Origin of the sequence: Acetobacter musti, from assembly GCF_011516835.1 — a bacterium.
Classification (GTDB): domain Bacteria; phylum Pseudomonadota; class Alphaproteobacteria; order Acetobacterales; family Acetobacteraceae; genus Acetobacter; species Acetobacter musti.
This window is the reverse complement of record NZ_WOTB01000043.1, coordinates 1-21,990: the sequence shown is the minus strand read 5'-3', so window position 1 is coordinate 21,990 and position 21,990 is coordinate 1. Positions and strand designations below refer to the sequence as shown.

The following is a 21,990-nucleotide window of genomic DNA, read 5'->3' as shown; positions in this document are numbered from 1 at the left end:
GCCTCACTGTCCGCTACGAAAGAAGGGCCGATATCCACCTCGCCTTCACACTGATCGCATGCTCGCTCATCTGCTTCAGAGCCCTCACAACATGGTTTTGAAAGGCGCTCTTACGTGACACGGTCTGTGAGGCTACGGACGCAGGCCGCATGTGCCATCGAACGAACGGCGTTTATAGAACAACAAATGGTCGACTGGAGGGGGTTGGCTTAGGCGCGATTGCATTGATTGTGCGGGCTATGTTCAAATGGAACTCTTTCCATTGTATGGAAGTCTTACTCCATGTCCGCGTACCCGTATCTGGCTCACTGGAAAGAAGAAATCAGCCGAAGCCCGAATGCGATCTACCTGACGATCGCGGACGCACTGGCTCTTTCCATCCGCAAGGGTGATCTGCGGGAAGGGGACAGGTTGCCGCCCCAGCGAACGATCGCGGAGTATCTCGGTACCAATCTGACGACTGTGACCCGAGCGTTCACCGAAGTTCGTCGGCGCGGTCTGATTGACGCAACGGTCGGCCGGGGCACCTTCGTTCGTGTCGGTGCCGGGGAGAGCCATTGGCGCCATACGGGACCCGCTGTGGTCGATCTGACCATGAATTTGCCGCCGATCCCGCAGGATCCGCCTCTGCAACGGATCATTCAGAGTGACATTACCGCTATCCTGAAGCAGCAGGATCTGAACAGCCTGATGTCCTATCGGGTAACGGGCGGCACTCTGGAGGAGCGCCAGCTTGGCGCGAAATGGATCGTACCCGTCATCGGGCAGCGGCGTACGGATGAAATCCTTGTTTCTCCGGGCGCCCAGAGTGCGCTTGCGGCGATTGTCAGCACACATACGCAGCCCGGCGATGTCATTGTCACCGACCGCATCGCCTATCCCGGTATCCGGACTATCGCGGCACAGTTCGATCTCATTCTGGTCGGTGTGGACAGCGATATGGAAGGCATGATGCCGGACCAGCTTGATCGGGTCTGCGCCGAGCATCATCCCCGACTGCTCTACTGCATCCCGACCATTCACAATCCCACCACGGCCACCATGTCCCTGCAGCGACGCAAGGATATTTTGAAGGTCGCCCAGCGTCATCATCTGCATATTGTTGAAGACGATCCATACAGCCTGCTGATGGATAATCCACTGCCGGCGTTGGCGGCCCTCGACCATAGCCGTGTCAGCTACGTGGCTACCCTTGCCAAGACGCTCAGCCCTGGCCTGCGCACGGCGTATGTCGCGCTTCCCAATGCCGATATGACCCGGCGGGTGACGGCGGCCATCCGGGCGATCGCGCTGACCAATGCCGGTCTGCTCAGCGCGCTCACGGCGCGATGGATGCAGACAGGGCAGGCGCATGCGATCCTGCACGCCATCCAGAAAGAACTGCGCCTGCGCCAGTCCATTGCCCGCAGGGTTCTGGGGGAGGGGCATTGCATGAATCCCGACGGTCCGCATATCTGGCTGAAACTGCCGGACTGGTGGGGCAGTGCGGATTTTGTGGCCTACGCCCGCAGGCGTGGTCTGGCGCTGGTGCCCAGCACTGTTTTCACCATCAGCGGCGAGCCCCCGCAGCGGACCCGGATTGCGTTGGGCAGTGCACCGGATGCCGCAAGCCTTGAGGAATCCCTGCATGGGGTCCTGTCAGTCCTGCAGCACAAGCGTTCTCCCGGTTTTGCCGATATTGTGTGACCTGACAGCACGATCAGGAATGGTTGGAATCGCCTGATTCCCTGAGGCTGTTCGCGACTGCGCGAAAAACAAAATCGCTTTCTGTTCACGAATGTGTGAAATAAATATCCTTACAAAACAAAGAAGTATCCAATTTTCTCCCGATTGTCATGCTCGTTAACGCTCTTTGTATGGAGTTGTCCTGGCTGCAAGCAGGTCTGTCACGTGCTTTGCGTCGTTTGTCATGCATAGATCAGACATACAATATTTTGTCTGCCCGTCATCCCATGTCACGTTCGCTTCGGCAAAGCGGTCAGCTCCGGCTTCTCGCTGGAGACCGCAGCACACGGGAGACATACCATGCCGAAAGTCGAACACGCTCCGTACAAAGATGGCGACTGCTTCGTCAATTATGAAAACAAGGTTTTCGAAGACGTCAAAGCCAGACCCGGCGAAAAAGCCCTCATCACCTTCCACACCGTTGCTAATGAAGGTTCGGTCGGATTTGTAAATCTGCTTCAGGCTACACGTCTGATCCGAAAAGGCTTTGAAACATCCGTACTGCTGTATGGTCCGGGTGTGACCCTCGGCGTGCAGCGCGGCTTTCCCCGTCTGGGTGATGAAGCTTTCCCAGGGCACATGAACTGCAACAGGCAGATCGCGAAAATCCTCGAAGAGGGCGGCAAAGTCTATGCCTGTCGCTTCGCGCTCCAGGCTCTCTACGGCTACGGCGAGCAGAACCTGATCCCCGGCATCACGCCGATCAATCCGCAGGACGTGCTGGACATCATCCTGCTGGCCCGGCGCGACAATGCCTTCATCCTCAATACCTGGACTCTCTGAAGACCGAAGGGAGGACCGCAAGTCATGTCCCGTATCGTTCGAGCCGCAGCCATCCAGATCAGCCCTGTCCTTGACGATGACGGTCTGGGAACTGCCCGGAAAGTCTGTCAGGCCATCCGTGATGCCGCCGAGAAAGGTGTTGCGCTGGCGGTCTTTCCCGAAACCTTCGTGCCCTATTATCCCTATTTCTCCTTCATCCAGCCGGCTTTCCGTTTCGGCGGCGAACATCTGGAACTCTACGAGCGCGCCGTCGTCATTCCCGGTCCGGTCACCGACATGGTCGCTGAAGCCGCGCGCCAGACCGGCATGGTCGTCGTGCTGGGTGTAAACGAGCGCGATTTCGGCACGCTTTACAACACGCAGATCATCTTTGATTCGACAGGTGAGATCCTTCTCAAACGCCGCAAGATCACGCCCACCTATCATGAGCGCATGGTCTGGGGGCAGGGCGATGGCGCAGGGCTGAAAGTGGTGGACAGCGCCGCTGGTCGCATTGGCGCACTGGCCTGCTGGGAGCATTACAATCCGCTCGCCCGCTACGCGCTGATGACCCAGCACGAGGAAATCCACTGCGCGCAGTTCCCCGGCTCGCTGGTTGGTCAGATATTCGCCGACCAGATGGAAGTCACCATCCGCCACCACGCGCTGGAATCAGGCTGCTTTGTCGTAAACGCCACGGGCTGGCTGACGGAAGAGCAGATCACGGAGATCGCCCGCGATCCGGCGCTGGAAGGGCCGCTGCGTGGCGGGTGCTTTACGGCCATCGTCTCCCCCGAAGGGAAACTGCTCGGCACACCGCTGACGGAAGGCGAGGGGATGGTGATTGCCGATCTCGATTTCGCCCTGATCACCAAGCGCAAGCGGATGATGGACTCCGTAGGGCATTATGCACGGCCCGAACTGCTCAGCCTGCTTCAGGACCGGCGTTCGGCGCGCACAGTGCATTATGTCGGTGAGCACGGAGCCGTTGAGCCGATTGGTCCCTCCAATGACGAGGCCAAGCCATGACCGTACCAACACTCGGCACGCTTTCCGGTCGTAAGCTCGTTACGGATCTGCAGTCCTTCGGGCTTCAGATCGGCGAAGATATTGGTGGCATCGCCCGCAAGGGCGGAGCCGGTCCTTCCGACCACAAGACAATCACCATCGCGGGTCAGACCGTCATGGTGCCGGTCTATACGTCCGGTGCGCGACGGTCTCCGTTTCAGGCCAGTCCGCCTGACCGGAGTGGCGCCAGCACCCTCCTGCGTGACGGTCAGACGCTGGGCACGATCCATTTTCCGGCTGCCCCGCGCTTTTACGGACTGAGCACGGCAGACGGTATTCCCTACTGGAAGATCGCGCTGCTGCATGGCCGTGACACGTTGGCGACCACGGTGCACCAGACCTGTATCCGCTATGCCGACCGGCGCACCTCCTGCCAGTTCTGCGCCATTGGCCAGTCGCTGGAGGCCGACCGGACGATCGCTTACAAGACGCCCGCGCAACTGGCCGAGGTCGCCAAAGCCGCCGTGGAACTGGACGGCGTGCGCGACATGGTGCTGACGACCGGCACGCCCAATGTGGTTGATCGGGGCGCTGCCGTGCTGGCGGAGTCAGCCCGTGCCATCAGGGCGGCGGTGGATCTGCCGCTTCAGGTTCAGTGCGAGCCGCCGCGCGATCACGGCTGGTTCCAGCGCCTGCGCGACGCCGGGACCGACAGTCTGGGCATGCATCTCGAAGCCGCAACACAGGCGGTGCGTGAGAAGATCATGCCCGGCAAGGCCACAGTCAGCGTCGATCGCTATATGGAGGCTTTCGCCAGCGCCGTGCCGATCTTCGGGCGCGGTCAGGTCAATACCTACATTCTGGCCGGTCTTGGCGACAGAGCCGAGGACATTCTGGCCCTCGCCGAGCGTCTGATTGCGCTCGGGGTCTATCCCTTCGTGGTGCCGTTTGTGCCCATTTCCGGCACCCCTCTGGAAAATCATACACCGCCTTCAGCTGATTTCATGAAATCCGTTCTGGCGCCGCTTGGGCGGATGCTCCGGGAGGCGAACATGAAATCCACCGACATCCGGGCCGGGTGCGGTCGTTGTGGCGCCTGTTCCTCGCTTTCGGCGTATGAACAATGACAGCGATCCTCGAAGGCGTGGACGACCGCCCGTTCATCCCTACGGAATATGTCATGCGGCTGGCCCGCACGCTGTGGGAACGGGCGGGCTACCATGCGCTGCGCCGCGACGTGTTCTGCACTGAGCAGCAAGTCTTTGCAGAGGATGACCGGGATGCAATCGATGAGGTTGCCATTCCCATCATCGCCGCCTGCTGCATGGCGGGGATGCCGGACCGGGTGGTGGGCGCCGTGCGCATCCATGAAGCGGAACCTGGTGTGTGGCGTGGTTCCCGTCTAGCTGTGCATGAAGATCACCGCAAGCTGGGGCGGATCGGGGCGGAACTTATCCGGATGGCGGTCAGCACGGCGCACGGGCTTGGGGCCACGCGGTTTCTGGCTCAGGTGCAGGCACAGAACGTGCTGTTCTTCCGCCGCCTGCACTGGAAGAGTCTCGGCGTCATCACGCTGCATGGCCTGCCGCATCACGATATGGAGGCCGATCTTTCGTGCTATCCGGCGCACGGTCTGGATCAGACCTGGCTGCTGCGTCCGCAGCCCCGGGTACGACAGGTGGCGTGATGGCACACGAACTCGCCACACTCCTGCGCACGCTCCGGAACAGTCGCGCCCTGGCGGGTAAACAGGACATCGCCGAAACTGCGGCAATCCTGAAGCCTGCCAGCCATGATGTCATCCGCCTCGGCGATGACTGCGCCGCGATCCCGGATGGCGATGGCTACCTCCTGCTGGCCAGCGAGGGCTTTCAGGACAGCTTTGTCCGCTCAATGCCTTGGTTCGCCGGGTATTGCGGCGTGATGGTCAATGTCAGCGACATCGCGGCAATGGGTGGCCGTCCCGTGGCGGTGGTGGATGCGTTGTGGAGCGATACGTCCGAGGCGGCCGCGTCAATTCTGACTGGTCTGCATGAAGGCGCATGCACCTATGGCGTGCCGGTTGTCGGTGGCCATACCAACATGCGCAGCACCCATAACTCGCTGTCGGTGGCGATCCTCGGTCGTGCCCGTCATCTGCTGACCAGCTTCGATGCGCAGCCGGGCGAGGTTCTGATCGCCGCCATCGACCTGCGCGGTCGCTGGCATGATCCGCACCCGTTCTGGGACGCCAGTTCAGCCCTGTGCGGCACCGATGGAGCGGTTCGGCTGCGTGGGGACATCGAACTTCTGCCCACTATTGCTGAAGACGGCCTGAGCCGTGCTGCAAAGGACATCAGTATGGCCGGCCTGCTGGGGACCGCCCTCATGCTGGCCGAATGTTCAGACGTGGGCATGACGATCACGCTCGATGACATTCCGCGCCCTGACGATGCACCGATGGAGCGCTGGCTCTCCGCATTCCCGAGCTATGGCTACCTGCTCACGGCGCGCCCCGAAGATGCTGAAGCGATCATGACCCGGTTTCGTGGACGTGATATTGCAGCCTCTGTCATCGGTCAGTGTGACAGCACGCAACGGCTGGATGTCACGTGGGCGGACGAGAAGGAAACCTTCTGGGATCTCGCCCGGACGCCGCTCATGGGATTTGCGCCATGAGTCTGTCCATTGGCATCCTGACCCATTCGACCAATCCGCGCGGCGGTGTAGTGCATGGCATGGCGCTGGCGGAAGCCCTGTGTGACGCGGGCCATGACGCAACGCTGATCGCGCCGGACGTGACAGGAGCCGGTTTCTTCCGCACGCCCCGCTGCGCCACAAGCTGCATCCCGGCCGCGTCTGTGCCTGACCTGCCAGCACTGGTGGAGCGTCGTATTGGCGAGATCAGAAACGCACTGCGCGGTCAGCATTTTGACGTGCTGCATGCGCAGGACCCGATCAGCGCCAATGCGCTGGCCGAGCTGGTGGGAGAGGGGTGGATACCGGGCTTTGCCCGCACGGTTCATCATCTGGACCGTTTCTCCCACCCCGGTGTCGCAGCCCGCCAGACACGGGGCCTGACGGCTGCGACCGAACTTTTTACGGTCAGTCAGCTCTGGGAAGACACGTTACGCACCGAATACGGGCGGCATGCGCCTGTGGTGGGGAATGGTGTCGATCTGACAAGATTTTTTCCGGAGCCCGGTCTGCGCGATCAGGAACTTCGCGCACGGTATGGGCTTCCGCGGAACGCACGTCTTGTGCTGTCGGTCGGCGGGATCGAGCGTCGCAAAAACACGCTTGTTCTCTTTGAAGCTTTTGAGATGCTGCATCGGGAGCAGTCCGATCTGCATCTTGTGATAGCCGGGGGTGCATCCCTGCTGGACCATTCCGACTACCGTCGTCTTTTCGATGAGCGGATTCAGAGTGGCGGCCTGGCAAACGCGGTGACTGTGACAGGTACGATAGCGGATGACGATATGCCCGCATTGTATCGGCAGTCTTCCGTACTGGCCTATCCTTCAAAGACCGAAGGCTTCGGCCTGTGTCCGCTCGAAGCTCTGGCTTGCGGAATCCCCGTGGTGGTGCCGGCCGCACCACCTTTCACGGAGCATCTTCATACTCTTGAGGCATTCTGGTGCCAGCCGGAACACCCTGAAACACTTGTCTGCGCGTTGCGCGACGCTCTGAGCGTCCGGAGTCCGGCCCGTTTCCAGGTCAGCGGTCCCGCAACGGCCCGCCGTTTCGACTGGCGCTGCGTCGCCTGTCGGCATCTCCCCGCATACCGGCGTCTCGCGGCGCTGCCGCACGCTGCCGTCCCTGCTTCAGGAGTTTTGTCATCATGCCCGAAATGACCTTTCGCGTGCGCTGGCCCGATGGGAAGGAGACCGACTGTTACTCCCCCTCGCTGGTCATAAGGGACCACTTCACGCCCGGTCAGGATTATCCGGTCCGGGAGTTTCTTGAAAAGGCGGACACGGTCCTGACCCAGGCCAGTGAGCGGGTTCGCGCTCGCTACGGCTTTTCGTGCAGCCGCGCCCTTGGCCAGCTGCACGCCATTCGACAAGCCAGTGCGCCTTTCCTCAATCGACCCGATGCGCGGGTGCGCGTCCTGTCTTTCAGATCCTGAGACGAAAAGAACGACCATGAAACAGAACGAAAAAAGCATCCCTGTCATCATCGTGGGTGGCGGACAGGCCGGGCTCTCCATGAGCTGGTATCTCTGCCGCGAGAAGGTGGAGCACATTGTCTTTGAGGCAAAGACGGCCTGTCATTCGTGGGACGATGAGCGCTGGGACAATTTCTGCCTGGTCACACCGAACTGGCAGTGCGAACTTCCCGGTCATCCCTACAAAGGGAGCGACCCGCACGGCTTCATGGTGAAGCAGGAAATCATTGACTACGTCAAAGGCTTTATTAATTCGTTTAACCCACCGCTGCGTGAACATACAGCCGTCACCTCCATCACGCGTCATGAAGCTGGCGGCTATCGTGTGGTCGCGGGTGAAGAGACCTGGCACGCAAAGCATGTGGTCATCGCCTCGGGAGCGTATCAGGACGCGGTGATCCCCGGCTATGCCAGCGCGATTGATCCATCAATCTTTCAGGTTCACTCACAGGATTACCGCAACGCGGCCCAGTTGCCCGAAGGGGCAGTGCTGGTCGTAGGCAGTGGCCAGTCCGGCGCGCAGATCGTCGAGGATCTGTTTCTTGAAAAACGCAAGGTCCATCTCTGTGTCGGGTCCGCCCCGCGTGTCTCGCGTTTCTACCGTGGCCGCGACGTAGTGGACTGGCTTGCAGACATGCACTTCTATGACCTGACGGTGGATAATCACCCTCTTCGTGACGGTGCACGCGATAAGACCAATCATTATGTCACCGGTCGAAATGGAGGCCATGATCTTGATCTGCGCCTCTTTGCAAAGAAGGGCGTTGGCCTGCATGGCACGCTGGAGACAATCCGTGACGAAGTCGCGTACTTCGCGTCGGACCTGAAAGAAAATCTTGATGATGCAGACAGGACCAATGCCGACATCAAGAAATCCATTGATGCCTACATCGCTCGTGAAGGGATCACGGTCCCAACCGAAGCCCCTTATGTGCCTGTGTGGGAGCCCGATGGCAGTAACACCCCGCTGGATCTGAAGACTGCCAGTATCACCTCGATCGTCTGGTGCATCGGCTTCCGTCCGAACTATCGCTGGATCGACGTGCCGGTCTTCAACGGAGCCAGCAAGCCCGTCTGGCATCGGGGTGTGACCGATGCGCCGGGCTTCTACTTCCTCGGCCTGCCATGGCTGCACACATGGGGATCGGGGCGGTTCTCCGGCGTTTCGCGTGATGCCGCGTGGCTGGCCAGCCAGATCACCGGCAAAGACGTGCCCGTAGCCTGAACGGAGTAAAGCGCCATGCTTCCATGGATGACATACGAGGCGATGTACGATGAGGCGCTGACCCAGCCAGAGCAGTTCTGGCTGAAGGCGGCACAGCGCGTCACATGGAAGCAGGCACCTGTGACCGCATGCAGGACACGGTCGGATGGCTGGCATGACTGGTTTCCCGAGGCCATCCTTAACACCTGCCATAACGCCGTGGACCGGCATGTTGAAAATGGTCGCGGTGAACAGGCGGCATTGATCTGGCATTCCTGCGCCACCAGGGAACGTCAGGTTGTAACCTACAGGGAGTTGCAGGGCAGGGTGGCCGGATTTGCCGGTGGTCTGCGCTCGCTGGGAGTGGAGAAAGGCGACCGTATCCTGATCGCCATGCCGACCATGATCGAGACGGCCATCGCCATGCTGGCCTGTGCGCGGATCGGTGCCGTCCATGTCGTGGTCTTTGCCGGTTACGCCGGGCCTGAACTGGCACGACGGATCGATGACGTGGCACCGAAAGTCATCATCATCGCGAGTTGCAGCTTTCAGGGCCAGACAGCAATCCCATCAGGATCTGCTCTGAATGAGGCACTGGCCAAAGCGACCCACAGACCGCAGGCCTGCGTGATCGTGCAGCGCGAAGCCTGTCCGGCCTCGCTTCTGCCGGTGCGGGATCATGATTTTCGCATGCTGGAACAGTCCGCACCGGCAGAGCCGGTCATGCTGCGCTCCGAAGACCCCCTGTATATTCTTCACACGTCCGGCACGACGGGCAATGCGAAGGGCATTGTGCGTGACAATGGTGGCCACGCTGTAGCTCTCGCCTTGTCCATGGATCTGATCTACGGCTGCAAACCCGGTGACACCTTCTTCACGACATCGGATCTGGGCTGGGTGGTTGGCCATTCCTACGGCGTCTATGCACCGCTGATCAGCGGGTGCACCAGTGTGATCGTGGAAGGCGGTGCAACAGCGTCCGCCATCCGTAAGCTCTGTCATGAGCACGAGGTGAAATGTCTGTTCACGACGCCTACACAGATGCGCCTCATGCGACAGGAGAGCCGTCATTTGTCAGGGGCGATCCTGCCCGCGCTGGCCCGCATCTTCGTGGCCGGGGAGTATGCGGACCCGACATTGCTGGACTGGGCGCGGTCGTATTTTCGCAAACCTGTAGTCAATCACTGGTGGCAGACCGAAACCGGGTGGAGCATCACCGCCCATTTTTTCGGTCTGCCCGAGCGTGAGCCGGTCTCGCTCATGAATGATATCGGGCGGCCTGCGCCGGGATTCCGTCCGGCCACCGTGCCGTCCATGCCGGGTGAACAGTGTGGCGAAATTGTTCTCTCCCTGCCGTTGCCACCTGGCTGTCTGGCGGGTGTCTGGAAGGACACGGAGATCCGTGTTCCCGCAGCGTATTTTGATGAAACACGCAGATATTATCGCACCTTCGATGAAGGCATGATCGAGCCCAATCGCGCCGTTCATATGCTCGGGCGTTCTGACGACGTGATCAAGGTCGCAGGACGGCGGATTTCGGGCGTGCAGATCGAAAAGATCATCGCCATCCACCCTGCTGTTCATGCGTGTGCTGTGGTGGCCATGCCTGACGAATTGCGAGGACAGCGACCTGTTGCCTATGTGGTCGTTGAGTCCCAGGCCGTCTGCGAACCATCTTCCGAGGAAATCGTCGCGCTGGTCAACGAAGTCCTCGGGCGCTGGGTTGGTCTGAAGGAAGTCCGCTTCGTCAGGCATTTGCCGACCACCGTGTCCGGGAAGATCACGCGGAAACGCCTGCTGGTGTCCTGACGGAATCAGTGCGGCATTGCATTTGTGGAACGGCTAGCCTTCAGATGGCCTGACCACCCGAGACTTCGATCCGTTGCGCGTTCACCCAGCGATTGTCTTCGGACAGCAGCGAGGCGATCATCGGCCCGATATCCTCCGGTAATCCGGGGCGTCCCAGCGCGGTGACCTCTGCGATGTGACGGGCAATGTCCGGGTTATCCCGTACCATGCCGCCCGAGAAATCCGTCTGGATGGCGCCTGGCGCTACCGTGTTGACCGCGATGCGGCGTGGGCCGAGTTCCCTGGCCATGTAGTGCGTCATGACTTCCACCGCACCTTTCATGGCGGCGTAGACAATCCGGCCGGGATAAGCAAAGCGCGTCAGGCCAGATGAGATGTTCACGATCCGGCCACCGTCCGCGATCAGCGGTAACAGCGTCTGTGTCAGGAAGAACGGACCTTTGGCGTGCACGTGATAGGCGGCATCGAAATCGTCTTCAGTCACCTCGCCGAACAGCCCCTCATGGGAGGTGCCAGCCATGTTGACCAGATAATTGAAACGCTCGGCATCCCATGTGCGTAGCACGCGCCGGACTTCCTCGGCGAAGGCAGGAAAGGCATGCGTGTCGCCGGTATCGAGTTGCAGGGCCACTGCGCGGGTACCGCTCTGTTCGACACTGTCGAGCACTTCGTCGGCCGCAGATCTGTTGGTGTGGTAGGTGAAGATGGACGAGACGCCGCGTCGGGCGAGGGCCTCAACGGTGGCGCGACCCAGTCCACGGCTGCCGCCAGTGACGATGGCAATGGTGTTCGTTTCGGGCATGGGTCTCTCCGTTTGATGATGAGGAACCAATCCTGATCACACCATAGTCCGTTCGATAAGATCGCTCTTTCCGTCAGCATTGTTTTGCGCAATGGAATAATCTCATGGACAGGCTTGCGACACTCGATCTCTTCGTCCGCATTGTTGACCGCGGCAGCTTCAGCGCCGCGGCGGCCGATTGCGGCGTTTCCCGTCCGGTTGCGACCGCCGCGATCAAGGAACTGGAACAAAGGCTCGGCACGCGACTGCTGCACCGATCGACCCGTCATGTACGACCGACCGAGGAAGGTGCCGCCTATTATCGCCGGTGCGTGGCGATTCTGGCGGACCTCGAAGATGCGGACCGAGGCGCAAGTGGTGCTGTAGCCGGCCTGTTGCGCGCTGACGTCATCGGGCGTCTGGCGCGCATGATCCTGCTGCCAGCACTGCCGGATTTCCTGGCCCGGCACCCGGCTCTGACCGTTCATCTTGGCGAGGGCGAACGGTTCGTGGATCTGGTGCGCGAAGGGGTGGACTGCGTGGTCCGGGCTGGAAGTCTGCCGGACAGTGACATGATCGCCCGGCCGCTGGGCGTTATGGGGGAGGTGACGGTCGCCAGCCCGGCCTATCTGGCGCGGCACGGGACACCTGTCTCTCCCGACGATCTTGCGGGGCATCAAATGATCGGTTTCGTGTCCTCACGCACCGGACAGCCTTTGCCATTGGAGTTTACGCGCGGCGAGGAGGTGATCGAGAGATCACTTCCGACACGTCTGCTGGTTGGGGGTGTTGATACTTATGCCGAAGCAGCCAGACTTGGCTTCGGTCTCGTGCAGGTTCCAGGCTATGGCTTTGAGAATGACCTTGCAAATGGCACGCTGATCGAAGTGCTTCCTGGTTTTCCACCCATGCCAACGCCGGTCTCCGTGCTTTATCCAAGCAACAGGCAGCTTTCTCCACGCGTGCGTGTGTTCGTGGACTGGCTGGTGGAGATTATTGGCCCGAGACTTCAACCACAATGCGCGTGAGCGTCCCTACGCGGGTGCAAAGGCGAGATAGAGCGAGATCGTTGCAATCGAGAACACGGTGGAGGCCAGAACGACCCGTCCGGTAAGGGCAGCTTCCCGGTCATAGAATTCCGCCAGCATGAACGAGCCGGTTCCTGTTGGGAGTGCGGCAAGAAGCACGGCGATGTGTGTCATCGCCGGCGGCAGGTGGAGCACGGGCGCTGCGATGATCCATGTAACCAGAGGCTGGGCGATCAGCTTCAGGCCGACCAGAATGGCGGCAGTCGCCGGGTGTGCAGACGCGGCACCGGCAGAATTTCCGGCAAGGAACAGACCGAGGGCGATCAGGGCGCAGGGGGATGCAGCCCCGCCGAGAAGCTTCAGGAAGGCATGAACGGGTCCCGGCAAGTGCCCACCGGATACCATGACAAGGCCACCAAGTATTGGCGCTACCAGCAACGGATTTTTCGCCAGAGAGAAAAGGGTTTTTCCGACAATATCGCGACGGCGTGCTTCCGTTTGCAATCCGGCCTCGATCAGGACGATCGCTATGACAAACAGCACACAGACCGTTACGATCGTGGCGATGAGCGTTGGCGCCATGCCGGTATCGCCGACAAGAGACAGGACAAGCGGGAAACCGACAAACCCCGTATTGGCGTAGCTCGCGTTGAGTCCGTCAATGGCGGCATCGGCAAGATGATGTCCTGTCGATATCCGCCACCACAGCGTCCCGGCGAACACGATAAAACAGCCGAGCGTGAACGCCGCAATGAATCTTGGCTCCCACAGATCGGTCATTTTTGCATTCGCCACGATGTCGAACAGCACTGCAGGTAACGCAAGATAAACTACGAGCCGATTGACCTCGTGCGTGGCATTGAGGCCCAGCGCACCCGATTTGCGTGCGATCCATCCGGTTAAGATGAGGGCAAAGACAGGCAGGACGATCAGCAGATTGTTCAGCATCAAGAATCTCGGGAGGTCAGCAAAAGCGTGACGCTATCGGAGGCTATTGATACAATCCAATACTCATATGGTTCACAATCAATGCTTTCAGGGTATCAGATGGACACGCGGCATATGCGGTATTTCATGGCCCTGGCGGAGACGCTTCATTTCGGTCGGGCCGCCGAGCGGATGAACATGAGCCAGCCGGCGTTCAGTCGCCGGATTGCCATGATCGAGCACACGTTGGGCGTGAAGCTGTTTGAACGAAACTCGCGCAACGTGGCTCTCACCCCTGCCGGGAAACACTTCATGAAAGACTGCCGAAACGTGCTGGGGCAGTTTGAGAATGCCTGTCGGGATGTCAGGCTGGTCGCCAGCGGCATAAAGGGCGAGATGCGGTTTGGATTCATGATGCATGCCGCCCACAGCGTCGTGCCGCAACTCGTGCAGCTTTATGCGGAGGCGAGGCCGGATGTCCGCCTTGTCCTGGATGAACGCACGCCGACAGAGATTGATGAGATGCTGGTGGCAGGAACTCTGGATGCCGCCGTAACATTCGATTGCGGATATGCGCCGCACCTGCAGACCGTGCTGCTGGCCAGGGAGCGATTACGCATCATCATGCGAAAGGCCCATCCGCTTGCCACCGTCGGGCAGATCGGTCCTGAGGAGCTCCACGGGGAGAAGATCATCGCGGCACCCGCCGCGACGGCGCCGGCTCTGCGATCCGCGATCAACAGCTATTTTTCTGCCAGGGGAATTGTCCCGCATGTCGTGCTTGAACCGCGGTTGCAGCACACGATTATCCAGCTTGTTGCAAAAGGGCTGGGCGTAGCCCTTATCCCCGCATCACTGTGTACCGAACTGGGGGCGGGGCTGATGTCACGGGCTTTGACAGACGCTCCTCAACTGAACGTTGTCCTTCGAGCGCCGATCACTACGAAAAATCCCGCGGTTTCGACATTCATGGAAATCGGGAAATCGATACAGCGCGCTTCACTCTAATCCATGGAACCTATGTAGGGAGGCTGCTTCCAATATCTTCACTCTCCGTATTCCATTGTCATGAGTGAAGTAATTTTATGATGTCTTCCGACGCCAGACCCAGACCAAGCATAATCATGATTGCTCCGGATATATAGCCCGTCACGATGGAGGCTCCGGGACGGCTGCTTAAGATTGTCCGTGCGCCAAATCCGACCATCAGATAGATGGATACGCAGTTTATTGTATGAATGATCCCCAGGATACCGATCTGTAAAAAGATCGGCCACGATGAGCCAGGATTTGTAAACTGGGGCAGAAGGGCGAGAAAAAACAGAAGAGCCTTGGGGTTCAGGCCACTGATGACGAATCCTTTGGCAATCCAGCGCCGCGCACCAGTTTCCCGTTCATGTCCTTCTCTCGGCAGGGGAGGATGACGCAACAGGGAAATGCCCAGTTTTATGAGATAGGCCGCGCCTGCAAACGTCAGAATGGTGACCGCAAGCGGCATGCTGGCGAAAAGCGCACCGATACCGCCTGCGACCGTTCCGGTAATGGCGAGATATCCCAGAAACAGGCCGAACACAGCGGGAACGACTGCGGCATGATCACGTATTCCGGCGGAAATAACATATGCCCAGTCAGCACCTGGGGTTGCGGCAAGGAGGATGGAGATCGTCCAGAAGGCAAGAAGTGTATGCAAATTCATCGAAGATGCGTCGCTTTAGAAGAAAATTCACCAGCTCCCACGGCGTTTTCATGCTCTCCGATTATGCTCCGGATCGCCATCCCTGCGACGCGAGAGAGGGCAGGATAGCGCGGACCAGCGGATATGAGGTTGCTTTTATGCCAATTTCTCCGCCAAAATTTGGCATATGATTGCGTCATAAATTTCATTCATGATATATGATGCCAATGAAACTGGATGCGATTGATCGGCGTATTCTTCGTGTTCTTCAGGAAGATGGTCGCTGCCCCAACAATGAACTTGCGAGGCGCGTCGGGCTCTCTCCATCGCCATGCCTGCGCCGGGTGCGGATGCTGGAAGAAAGCGGCGTTATCGAGGGCTATGTCGCCATTGTGAATCCTGCAAAAGCCGGGTTCGGTGTGATGGCTTTTGTCAGGATATGGCTGACGGGAGAAGACGAGCGGCAGTCCGAGCATTTCGTCGAGGAAATCGGGAAACTTCCACAGGTGACCGAGGCGCATGTACTCGCGGGAGATTGTGATTTCCTGTTGCGCGTTGTTGCAGAAGACCTTCCAGGACTGAGATGTTTTCAGAGCGAACACCTTGCGCGGATCAAAGGCGTGCGGAGTATGAAGACCGACATCCCTCTCCTGAAGGTCAAGAACGCAAGCTTTGCATAGGGTGAGGCTTATTCTTGTTGGCGAGATATAATTTTTCGGTAGCCGTCGTGGTGATGTCTGAATTTGATACAACACTCTGGGTATAACGGCCCCGGTAATTCACGAGCATCGCGGGTCTGCCCGGCGGTAAAATAAACGACTGGAACTGGGACGTGGGCCGATCTCTGCAGACTACAAAGGGCGGCCCATCGGATGAGGAAGCAGAAGAACTCGGTTAGAAAACAGGGTATTCGCCCGGGGTAACTGTAGGTGTCCCAGTGAGGTAGATTTACTGTAGTGTTGGCAGGGTAGGGCGATGAGATAAATATGAGATCAGGCTGAGGCAGAAAAAAGTCTGTCAAAACGGTCTGTTAACTCTGCATTGTTCTCAAATTGCGATTGTTGCAATTTGAGAGCCAATTCCGTCCCCGCAATACCCGATACCGACACTCCCGAAGCCCTGGCTCTGGGAGTGTTCGTGTTTTTGGCTCCCTGACCGCGTGAGGAGGCGAAATCCAGCAGGTTTCCGAGTTCGCCATGCAGCGTGGCGTGCATCTCGCCCCGGCCTTTGCCGGGATGAAGCACGATCTTCTCGATCAGGGCACGGATGGCCTCGGATGCCTCCTGCCGGTCCTCGGGATGGTTCAGCGTCTCGGCCAGCCGCTCGACCTTCTGTTTGAAGATCGCGGCGACATTGGGATGAATGTCCGGCACATCCTGCGGCTGGGCGGCGAGCAGGGCGACCAGTTCATCCTCACGGGCTTCCATCTCGCGCATGCGCTCGACCATGCCACGTGTGTAGCCGCCGTCCTCGATCACCTGGAGCATCTGTTTCAGCCCCTTGCGCAGCTTGGTCAGTTCCGTCTGCCATCCCGCCGTGCTGGCGCGCCGCTCGTGGTTGGCGCGGTTGGTTTCCTCCACATAGGCGCGCATGGCCTCGGCAGCAGCTTCCGGTGTCATCAGCCGGTCCTTGAGACCGGACAGCACCCGGTCTTCCAGTTCCGGGCGACGGATCGTGGTCCTGTTGGTGCAGGACCGGTTGTCCATGTGGGTGGAGCAGGCGAAGCGGTCACCTCCCCGGATCGAGCAGGGACCGCCGCACACGCCACAGAACACCAGGCCGGAAAGCAGCGACTTCGGCCGGCGCTGCCCGTTCAGCTTGTTGAGGGAGGCGCGGATACCCGCGCTGATGTTCACGCTCTTCTCCGCGATCAGCGCCTGTCGGGCACGGACGGCCTGCCAGAGATCATCGTCCATGATCCGTAGATCCGGAACCTCGGTGACGATCCACTCCGATTGTGGATTCAGTCGGGACACACGCTTACCCGTCTGCGGGTCTTTCAGGTAGCGCAACCGGTTCCAGACGAGGCGTCCGATATAAAGTTCGTTGTTGAGGATGCCGGTGCCGCGCAGGGCGTTGCCACGCAAGGTGGTGTTGTTCCACTTACCGCCCGTGGGACTGGCGATGCCTTCGTCGTTCAGGCGGCTGGCGATGGAAAGCGCGCTGCGGCCCGAGGCGAACTCACGGAAGATGCGGCGCACGGTCTCCGCCTGAACGGGATCGATCTCGCGATCACCCCGGATCAGTTCGCCCCGCGCGTCCATCTGATGCACGACGCGATAGCCGTAGCAGATCCCGCCGCCGGACTTGCCGGCCTCGACCCGTCCGCGCAGGCCGCGATGGGTCTTCATGGCGAGGTCCTTGAGGAACAGGGCGTTCATCGTCCCTTTGAGGCCGACATGCAGTTCGGAGATCTCGCCTTCCGCGAGGGTGACGATGGTGACGCCGGCGAATTGCAGGCGTTTGAACAGGGTAGCGACGTCGGCCTGGTCGCGGGACACGCGATCGAGGGCCTCGGCCAGCACGACGTCGAACTGCCCGGCCTGGGCGTCGCGCAGCAGGGTTTGGATGCCGGGGCGCAGGATCATGCTGGCCCCGGATATCGCCGCATCGCGATAGGTATCCACGACCTGCCAGCCCTCGCGTGCGGCGCGTTCTTCACAGAGGCGGAACTGGTCCTCGATCGAAGCCGCCCGCTGGTTGTCCGAGGAATAGCGAGCGTAGAGTGCGACACGGGTCATGGCGGCTTTTCCCCCCAGGTGGTTTTTCGTAACCTTTACCTTTTGCGACTTTTGCCGCTGGGCTGTTTTATCCGGTCGGCTGGCGTCCCGGTAACGCGGCCGGTTGCCGTCGTGTAGATTTCGCTGTCCTCACGGCGTCCGACCGCGATGACGAAAATGACGATCCGCTGTTCTACGACCTGATAAACGAGGCGGTAGCCGTCCTGGCGCAGTTTGATCTTGTAGAATCCCGCGAGATCGCCGTGCAGTTCGTTACCGGGAGAATGCGGGTTCAGAACAAGCTTTTCGAGCTTTTTCTCGAACTTCCTGCGAATGCTGCCGTCCAGCCCATCCCACTCCCGGAGTGCACGATCATCGAATTCGATCGCGTATTCAGTCATCGGAATGGCGGGCCTTGAGTTCCGCCAGCGTCATGCGCTGGCGGGGGGCGGGATCGGCAAGGCGTTCGCGGACGATTTCGATCAGCCTTGCATCCTCGTCGGTCACAAGGCGCCGCTTGACCGGCGGCTGGCCGGTCTCGGCGATATAGGCCAGGGTATCGCGCAGCACGTCGGACAGGGACATGCCCTGCGCCGACAGCTTCGCGACAGCGGCGGCCTTGAGGGTGTCATCGACACGGAACGTCACGGCGGACATGGTTTCCTCCTGATTGCAGGGCAAATGTAATACATTTGTACGAATAGAGGAAGCGCAAAACAGGTGATCACGGCCTGCCTGAAGGGGGGCTGGATGGGACAGGCGTCACTCATCTGGTTCTTCTCGACTTGCTGCACTTTGGTTTGACGGATCGTTGTCGTTGGCGGTGTCAATCTCACCCAGCCGCCGTTCGAATTCCTCGCGGGCGATCTGGCGTCCCAGCATCCTGGCGACGATGAATACCAGTTCGTCCATCCGCGCTTTCATCGCCGGATCGGACGCGTTTCCCGATGGGTTGTTATCATTGGCCGGCGCGATCGGCCCAGTCGTCGCCGTGCGATCCTTGTCCGTCATCGTCCTGCCCTTTCCGTCTGGAGAGAACCAGATCATGGGGCATAAAAAACGAATACTTCAAGGCGAGCACATTGTACTTTTGAGGTGAGACAATAGTACTGGTGTCGGCAATTGTCGGCGTGTGCGTACTCTGGCGTATCCGGGCGTAATCCGGCGGACGACAAAAGCAGAACATTCGGTGATATGATGAATAACTATTAATTATTCTGATGGTTTTGTGAATGAGGTGAGGCGTCAGAAGCACGGAATCTTCAGTTGAGCGCCGCATAATTCACGGCGTTGCTACACCTGCTTTTGCCATCGGGCCGGATCGTGACGGGGCAGGTAAGCCCCTTGGTTTTTCTGCCCCAAAACGCCGCCTGGAGACCAGGTGAGCCGAGTGCCGTGCTGGGCGTGGCCCAACTTGCACGCGATGTGGTCGCTCGCGTTGGTAGATGTTCCCCTCCGTTACGCGAGGCTCTTTATCACGGAAAGCATGCAAGAGTTCAACGGGTCTTCGCGGCATCATAGACGGCAGAGTTCACCCGCGCCGCCACCAGCCTCTTCGCCAGATGTAGCCGCGAGGAGTCCAGAACCAGTGGCCCGGCTCCCAGACATAGCCTCGGCGTGGCAAGGGCACCATCTCGTAGGGTGGCCCCGGTGGTGGGGGGCGAATGATCGTGACGGGAGGCGGTGCAATCACGACAGGCGGAGGTGGCGGCGCGACCACGACTGGTGGTGGAACGACAACTGGTGGTCCAGCATAAATCCACGGCCTGGCCTCCGCCGGAGCGGCACTCAGCATGGTCGCGGCGAAAGCCGCGGCCCGCAACTTCCATCTGACGCTATCAGGCATTGTCCTGTCCACTCTGAACACGCGATGATGTTTTATAGCACGATGCCCGTGAAATGGGCATGGGTCCGTCTCACTCGCGAAGACGCGCAGGCAATGAAAACGCGACTGATAGAGGACGCCCAAACCTGCCTTTCTGCATTTTTGATGCCTCTTGACACCATGCACGGAGTTCCCAGATTGAATTTGTCGGCCGCCGAAGGGGGGCGGCAGACAGAACTATCAGTTTTGATCTTGTGTCCATGTTGCTCAAAGGAGGATATGGCTATGAGAGCCACCGTTGATTTTGCTCCCCTGTTCCGTTCGAGCGTGGGTTTTGACAGAATGCTCAATGCCCTTGATCTCGCCAGCCGGATTCCGACGGTCGATAACTGGCCGCCTTACGATATCGTCAAGACCGGTGAGGATGATTACCGGATCGACATGGCGGTTGCCGGACTTGCCGAGAACGACCTTACGATCACACAGGAGCGCAATACTCTTGTCGTGACAGGACGAAAGGCGCCGGAGCCGCAAAGCGCCGCCGAATATCTCCATCGGGGTATTGCGGGCAGAGAATTCGAACGCCGCTTCGATCTGGCCGAGCATATGAAAGTCACCAATGCGCACTTCGAGAACGGACTTCTGTCCATTACCCTGAAACGTGAGATACCCGAAGCGATGAAGCCGCGTCGTATCGCGATTACGTCCTCTACAACACGTGCGGAGGAAGCCGTGCCCCAGATCGAGGCGCGGAAAGAGGCAGCCTGATGGCGTGACGAAAACTCTCCCCCGGCCATTCATCTGGCCGGGGGAGAATCTCGAAAGGTCATGAGCATGAAGAGGATGAAAATATCTCTGTCGTGCGCTGCTCTGGGCTTGTCTCTACTGAGCCAGTCGGGCGCACATGCTGGTGATATTGCCCGGACGGCTGCAACATCGTTCGATGCGAGGGCGACTGAGGGAACGTCCACAATCCCCAAAACCGGGGCTCGCACTTATTACGAAGACGGCACAGGTGATATGCTGGTCGACAGCTTGAACGCAAGCCAGTTGGATCAGAACTACAAGGGGCCGGTCTATTATCCCGGACAACCCATTCCGCCGTTCCGGCCCATCGACACAGATCATCTGGCACCGTCAGGGCCAGAGACGGCGAAGAAGACGTCCTCATCGCACGGGACGTAGTGGGGATTGAGTAAAGGCGGCGTTATAGACCGCCTTTACCTCGATTCTTCAGGATGAAGACCGTTCAGGCTCACAGCGGGCCGCAGGATTATCTTCGAGATGCGCCTGTTCCCTGGCATCGCGCGCGACACGCGCATCCTGCTCGCGGACCAGCCAGTAGACGATGCCCAGCGCCAGAACAGCCGCCGAGAGAGCGAACAGTTCCATGGCAGTCACATCATGCAGATCCAGCAGGATGAATTTGCGGGCAATCGCCAGGAGGGCGATCAGGACGATGGTCCGCACCCGGATGACGTTCTCATGCTGGGCAAGAACGACCAGCAGGGAGTGTTTGAACTCAAGAGCGATGATAACAGTAAAGATCGCGCCAAAAATCGCCTGGAAGATCGTCTGGTTGATCGGATCGATTCCGACATCGACGACCAGATGCCATACCGCGCCGATCAGATGAATCGTCGCGATGGCGGTGACCAGCATGATGAGCGCAATCAGGGTCAGAATGATCGTCTGTTCAAAACGCTCGTAGAATGTCAGGCCCCTGAACAGCTTGATGAAGCGGGACCAGTCCCTGCTCTGCCAGGAACGTTTCATGGAGAGGTCTTCCATAGCCGTTTTCCCATCTATTAATTGAGTTATAGTTCCCACGTCCTGGGTCTGGTTTTTCTTTTAGCGATGGAGAATGTCCCCATGCAGGACACGTTACGGATCATGGGCGCTCACCGTCCGTTCGAACCGCCTCCGCTTCCTTCTCGGGAAAAGAAACAGCGCCCGCGTCCGGCGCCTGACGAAGAGGAGCCACCAATTGATCCGGACAAGGAAAGACTGGTCGAATCGCTCGATCCCTCGGATGTGGATGCGGACCCCCGTGCGGATTGAATCAGTGTCCGGAAGGGCTCGTGGCCCTTCCGGCGCACATCCGGTTCAAAGCCGCTGCCAGCGTGGCAGGCGACAGGACAATGTTCTGGCATGATCTCGCACGGCCTTTGGCAAGGCCGATGTCAGCTGGTTTTCGAGGTCTCCCAACGACCAGCCCAGGGCCTTGGCCATGTGCGTGCGGTCAGCGACAGGCAGGAGTCTGCTGACTGAGGTGGTCCCGTCCGTTCGGACAGTTTTGCGGGCTTGATAAGCTATACCCGGTTGTTGTTATGCCGCCCTTCTGACGGCGTTGCTGTTGGCCATCTGGTCCGGGGTTAA

The 21,990-nt window shown here is 59.5% G+C and carries 25 protein-coding genes and 1 pseudogene; 17 read left to right on the top strand and 9 right to left on the bottom strand.

What is annotated here, in order from left to right; genetic code table 11:
- The 11 genes and pseudogenes from GOB93_RS21735 to GOB93_RS18835 all read left to right on the top strand — a co-directional run.
- Nucleotides 1-101, top strand: a pseudogene (locus GOB93_RS21735) (IS5/IS1182 family transposase); the annotation flags it as partial.
- 181 nt (nt 102-282) lie between these two features.
- On the top strand, nt 283-1,686 hold the full coding sequence (locus tag GOB93_RS18880; RefSeq protein WP_173584988.1) for an aminotransferase-like domain-containing protein: 1,404 nt from the start codon (nt 283-285) through the stop codon (nt 1,684-1,686).
- Between the two features lie 339 nt (nt 1,687-2,025).
- Nucleotides 2,026-2,508 carry an MSMEG_0572/Sll0783 family nitrogen starvation response protein gene (locus tag GOB93_RS18875; protein WP_173584987.1) on the top strand — a complete coding sequence of 161 codons (483 nt, stop codon included), beginning with the start codon at nt 2,026-2,028 and terminating at the stop codon, nt 2,506-2,508.
- Nucleotides 2,509-2,532: 24 nt separating this feature from the next.
- Nucleotides 2,533-3,516 (top strand): Nit6803 family nitrilase, encoded by a 984-nt coding sequence (locus GOB93_RS18870; protein ID WP_173584986.1) that lies wholly within the window; start codon nt 2,533-2,535, stop codon nt 3,514-3,516.
- Nucleotides 3,513-4,622 carry an MSMEG_0568 family radical SAM protein gene (locus GOB93_RS18865; protein WP_173584985.1) on the top strand — a complete coding sequence of 370 codons (1,110 nt, stop codon included), beginning with the start codon at nt 3,513-3,515 and terminating at the stop codon, nt 4,620-4,622. Before GOB93_RS18870 ends, GOB93_RS18865 begins: the two co-directional genes overlap by 4 nt.
- Nucleotides 4,619-5,182: an MSMEG_0567/Sll0786 family nitrogen starvation N-acetyltransferase gene (locus tag GOB93_RS18860; protein WP_173584984.1), complete on the top strand. Its 564-nt coding sequence runs from the start codon at nt 4,619-4,621 to the stop codon at nt 5,180-5,182. Before GOB93_RS18865 ends, GOB93_RS18860 begins: the two co-directional genes overlap by 4 nt.
- The gene (locus GOB93_RS18855; protein ID WP_173584983.1) at nt 5,179-6,153 is read left to right on the top strand and encodes a sll0787 family AIR synthase-like protein; all 975 of its coding nucleotides are present in this window, start codon (nt 5,179-5,181) and stop codon (nt 6,151-6,153) included. Before GOB93_RS18860 ends, GOB93_RS18855 begins: the two co-directional genes overlap by 4 nt.
- Complete coding sequence (locus GOB93_RS18850; RefSeq protein ID WP_173584982.1) at nt 6,150-7,328, top strand: MSMEG_0565 family glycosyltransferase; 1,179 nt, start codon at nt 6,150-6,152, stop codon at nt 7,326-7,328. Before GOB93_RS18855 ends, GOB93_RS18850 begins: the two co-directional genes overlap by 4 nt.
- Nucleotides 7,316-7,603 carry an MSMEG_0570 family nitrogen starvation response protein gene (locus GOB93_RS18845; RefSeq protein ID WP_173584981.1) on the top strand — a complete coding sequence of 96 codons (288 nt, stop codon included), beginning with the start codon at nt 7,316-7,318 and terminating at the stop codon, nt 7,601-7,603. Before GOB93_RS18850 ends, GOB93_RS18845 begins: the two co-directional genes overlap by 13 nt.
- 16 nt (nt 7,604-7,619) lie before the next feature.
- Nucleotides 7,620-8,867 (top strand): MSMEG_0569 family flavin-dependent oxidoreductase, encoded by a 1,248-nt coding sequence (locus GOB93_RS18840; RefSeq protein WP_173584980.1) that lies wholly within the window; start codon nt 7,620-7,622, stop codon nt 8,865-8,867.
- A 15-nt stretch (nt 8,868-8,882) separates the two neighbouring features.
- Entirely contained in the window at nt 8,883-10,655 is a 1,773-nt protein-coding gene (locus GOB93_RS18835) for an AMP-binding protein (protein WP_173584979.1), read from the top strand.
- 40 nt (nt 10,656-10,695) lie between these two features.
- On the opposite strand, the gene GOB93_RS18830 is transcribed toward GOB93_RS18835, so the two are convergent.
- A complete protein-coding gene (locus GOB93_RS18830; protein ID WP_173584978.1) occupies nt 10,696-11,457 on the bottom strand; it encodes an SDR family NAD(P)-dependent oxidoreductase in 762 nt (253 codons plus the stop codon).
- 104 nt (nt 11,458-11,561) lie between these two features.
- Here GOB93_RS18830 and GOB93_RS18825 point away from each other — a divergent pair, with 104 nt between their 5' ends.
- Nucleotides 11,562-12,464 carry a LysR family transcriptional regulator gene (locus GOB93_RS18825; RefSeq protein WP_173584977.1) on the top strand — a complete coding sequence of 301 codons (903 nt, stop codon included), beginning with the start codon at nt 11,562-11,564 and terminating at the stop codon, nt 12,462-12,464.
- Nucleotides 12,465-12,470: 6 nt separating this feature from the next.
- Here the strand turns inward: GOB93_RS18825 and GOB93_RS18820 are convergent, their stop codons facing one another.
- A complete protein-coding gene (locus tag GOB93_RS18820; protein WP_173584976.1) occupies nt 12,471-13,412 on the bottom strand; it encodes an AEC family transporter in 942 nt (313 codons plus the stop codon).
- A 99-nt stretch (nt 13,413-13,511) separates the two neighbouring features.
- Between GOB93_RS18820 and GOB93_RS18815 the strand changes: the two genes are divergently transcribed.
- Nucleotides 13,512-14,399, top strand: a complete 888-nt coding sequence (locus tag GOB93_RS18815; protein ID WP_173584975.1) for a LysR family transcriptional regulator — start codon at nt 13,512-13,514, stop codon at nt 14,397-14,399.
- A 58-nt stretch (nt 14,400-14,457) separates the two neighbouring features.
- Here the strand turns inward: GOB93_RS18815 and GOB93_RS18810 are convergent, their stop codons facing one another.
- Nucleotides 14,458-15,087 (bottom strand): LysE family translocator, encoded by a 630-nt coding sequence (locus GOB93_RS18810; protein WP_173584974.1) that lies wholly within the window; start codon nt 15,085-15,087, stop codon nt 14,458-14,460.
- 197 nt (nt 15,088-15,284) lie between these two features.
- On the opposite strand from GOB93_RS18810, the gene GOB93_RS18805 reads away from it, so the two are divergent.
- Nucleotides 15,285-15,746 carry an Lrp/AsnC family transcriptional regulator gene (locus GOB93_RS18805; protein WP_277877344.1) on the top strand — a complete coding sequence of 154 codons (462 nt, stop codon included), beginning with the start codon at nt 15,285-15,287 and terminating at the stop codon, nt 15,744-15,746.
- Nucleotides 15,747-16,058: 312 nt separating this feature from the next.
- On the opposite strand, the gene GOB93_RS18800 is transcribed toward GOB93_RS18805, so the two are convergent.
- The 5 genes from GOB93_RS18800 to GOB93_RS18780 form a co-directional block, all read right to left on the bottom strand.
- Nucleotides 16,059-17,807, bottom strand: a complete 1,749-nt coding sequence (locus GOB93_RS18800) for a recombinase family protein (protein ID WP_173584973.1) — start codon at nt 17,805-17,807, stop codon at nt 16,059-16,061.
- A 35-nt stretch (nt 17,808-17,842) separates the two neighbouring features.
- Nucleotides 17,843-18,187: a type II toxin-antitoxin system RelE family toxin gene (locus tag GOB93_RS18795; RefSeq protein ID WP_173584972.1), complete on the bottom strand. Its 345-nt coding sequence runs from the start codon at nt 18,185-18,187 to the stop codon at nt 17,843-17,845.
- Nucleotides 18,180-18,443 (bottom strand): type II toxin-antitoxin system RelB/DinJ family antitoxin, encoded by a 264-nt coding sequence (locus GOB93_RS18790; protein WP_173584971.1) that lies wholly within the window; start codon nt 18,441-18,443, stop codon nt 18,180-18,182. The genes GOB93_RS18795 and GOB93_RS18790 overlap by 8 nt, the downstream gene beginning before the upstream one ends.
- Nucleotides 18,444-18,548: 105 nt before the next feature.
- A complete protein-coding gene (locus GOB93_RS18785; RefSeq protein ID WP_173584966.1) occupies nt 18,549-18,797 on the bottom strand; it encodes a hypothetical protein in 249 nt (82 codons plus the stop codon).
- Between the two features lie 520 nt (nt 18,798-19,317).
- On the bottom strand, nt 19,318-19,632 hold the full coding sequence (locus tag GOB93_RS18780; protein WP_173584970.1) for a YXWGXW repeat-containing protein: 315 nt from the start codon (nt 19,630-19,632) through the stop codon (nt 19,318-19,320).
- A gap of 264 nt (nt 19,633-19,896) precedes the next feature.
- On the opposite strand from GOB93_RS18780, the gene GOB93_RS18775 reads away from it, so the two are divergent.
- Together GOB93_RS18775 and GOB93_RS18770 are read left to right on the top strand one after the other, a co-directional pair.
- Nucleotides 19,897-20,379, top strand: coding sequence for an Hsp20 family protein (locus GOB93_RS18775; RefSeq protein WP_173584969.1), 483 nt, complete (start codon nt 19,897-19,899; stop codon nt 20,377-20,379).
- 75 nt (nt 20,380-20,454) lie between these two features.
- Complete coding sequence (locus GOB93_RS18770) at nt 20,455-20,796, top strand: hypothetical protein (protein ID WP_173584965.1); 342 nt, start codon at nt 20,455-20,457, stop codon at nt 20,794-20,796.
- Nucleotides 20,797-20,844: 48 nt separating this feature from the next.
- Here the strand turns inward: GOB93_RS18770 and GOB93_RS18765 are convergent, their stop codons facing one another.
- On the bottom strand, nt 20,845-21,402 hold the full coding sequence (locus GOB93_RS18765) for a phosphate-starvation-inducible PsiE family protein (protein ID WP_173584968.1): 558 nt from the start codon (nt 21,400-21,402) through the stop codon (nt 20,845-20,847).
- 81 nt (nt 21,403-21,483) lie between these two features.
- Between GOB93_RS18765 and GOB93_RS18760 the strand changes: the two genes are divergently transcribed.
- Nucleotides 21,484-21,672 carry a hypothetical protein gene (locus GOB93_RS18760; protein ID WP_173584967.1) on the top strand — a complete coding sequence of 63 codons (189 nt, stop codon included), beginning with the start codon at nt 21,484-21,486 and terminating at the stop codon, nt 21,670-21,672.
- Nucleotides 21,673-21,990 lie beyond the last annotated feature (318 nt).

What these genes read in the sequence shown, in the direction of transcription:
- GOB93_RS18880 (WP_173584988.1), top strand. Translation starts at nt 283, where the DNA reads ATGTCCGCGTACCCGTATCTGGCTCACTGGAAAGAAGAAATCAGCCGA.
- GOB93_RS18875 (WP_173584987.1), top strand. Translation starts at nt 2,026, where the DNA reads ATGCCGAAAGTCGAACACGCTCCGTACAAAGATGGCGACTGCTTCGTC.
- GOB93_RS18870 (WP_173584986.1), top strand. Translation starts at nt 2,533, where the DNA reads ATGTCCCGTATCGTTCGAGCCGCAGCCATCCAGATCAGCCCTGTCCTT.
- GOB93_RS18865 (WP_173584985.1), top strand. Translation starts at nt 3,513, where the DNA reads ATGACCGTACCAACACTCGGCACGCTTTCCGGTCGTAAGCTCGTTACG.
- GOB93_RS18860 (WP_173584984.1), top strand. Translation starts at nt 4,619, where the DNA reads ATGACAGCGATCCTCGAAGGCGTGGACGACCGCCCGTTCATCCCTACG.
- GOB93_RS18850 (WP_173584982.1), top strand. Translation starts at nt 6,150, where the DNA reads ATGAGTCTGTCCATTGGCATCCTGACCCATTCGACCAATCCGCGCGGC.
- GOB93_RS18845 (WP_173584981.1), top strand. Translation starts at nt 7,316, where the DNA reads ATGCCCGAAATGACCTTTCGCGTGCGCTGGCCCGATGGGAAGGAGACC.
- GOB93_RS18840 (WP_173584980.1), top strand. Translation starts at nt 7,620, where the DNA reads ATGAAACAGAACGAAAAAAGCATCCCTGTCATCATCGTGGGTGGCGGA.
- GOB93_RS18835 (WP_173584979.1), top strand. Translation starts at nt 8,883, where the DNA reads ATGCTTCCATGGATGACATACGAGGCGATGTACGATGAGGCGCTGACC.
- GOB93_RS18830 (WP_173584978.1), bottom strand. Translation starts at nt 11,457, where the DNA reads ATGCCCGAAACGAACACCATTGCCATCGTCACTGGCGGCAGCCGTGGA.
- GOB93_RS18825 (WP_173584977.1), top strand. Translation starts at nt 11,562, where the DNA reads ATGGACAGGCTTGCGACACTCGATCTCTTCGTCCGCATTGTTGACCGC.
- GOB93_RS18820 (WP_173584976.1), bottom strand. Translation starts at nt 13,412, where the DNA reads ATGCTGAACAATCTGCTGATCGTCCTGCCTGTCTTTGCCCTCATCTTA.
- GOB93_RS18815 (WP_173584975.1), top strand. Translation starts at nt 13,512, where the DNA reads ATGGACACGCGGCATATGCGGTATTTCATGGCCCTGGCGGAGACGCTT.
- GOB93_RS18810 (WP_173584974.1), bottom strand. Translation starts at nt 15,087, where the DNA reads ATGAATTTGCATACACTTCTTGCCTTCTGGACGATCTCCATCCTCCTT.
- GOB93_RS18805 (WP_277877344.1), top strand. Translation starts at nt 15,285, where the DNA reads ATGATGCCAATGAAACTGGATGCGATTGATCGGCGTATTCTTCGTGTT.
- GOB93_RS18800 (WP_173584973.1), bottom strand. Translation starts at nt 17,807, where the DNA reads ATGACCCGTGTCGCACTCTACGCTCGCTATTCCTCGGACAACCAGCGG.
- GOB93_RS18795 (WP_173584972.1), bottom strand. Translation starts at nt 18,187, where the DNA reads ATGACTGAATACGCGATCGAATTCGATGATCGTGCACTCCGGGAGTGG.
- GOB93_RS18790 (WP_173584971.1), bottom strand. Translation starts at nt 18,443, where the DNA reads ATGTCCGCCGTGACGTTCCGTGTCGATGACACCCTCAAGGCCGCCGCT.
- GOB93_RS18785 (WP_173584966.1), bottom strand. Translation starts at nt 18,797, where the DNA reads ATGACGGACAAGGATCGCACGGCGACGACTGGGCCGATCGCGCCGGCC.
- GOB93_RS18780 (WP_173584970.1), bottom strand. Translation starts at nt 19,632, where the DNA reads ATGCCTGATAGCGTCAGATGGAAGTTGCGGGCCGCGGCTTTCGCCGCG.
- GOB93_RS18775 (WP_173584969.1), top strand. Translation starts at nt 19,897, where the DNA reads ATGAGAGCCACCGTTGATTTTGCTCCCCTGTTCCGTTCGAGCGTGGGT.
- GOB93_RS18770 (WP_173584965.1), top strand. Translation starts at nt 20,455, where the DNA reads ATGAAAATATCTCTGTCGTGCGCTGCTCTGGGCTTGTCTCTACTGAGC.
- GOB93_RS18765 (WP_173584968.1), bottom strand. Translation starts at nt 21,402, where the DNA reads ATGGAAGACCTCTCCATGAAACGTTCCTGGCAGAGCAGGGACTGGTCC.
- GOB93_RS18760 (WP_173584967.1), top strand. Translation starts at nt 21,484, where the DNA reads ATGCAGGACACGTTACGGATCATGGGCGCTCACCGTCCGTTCGAACCG.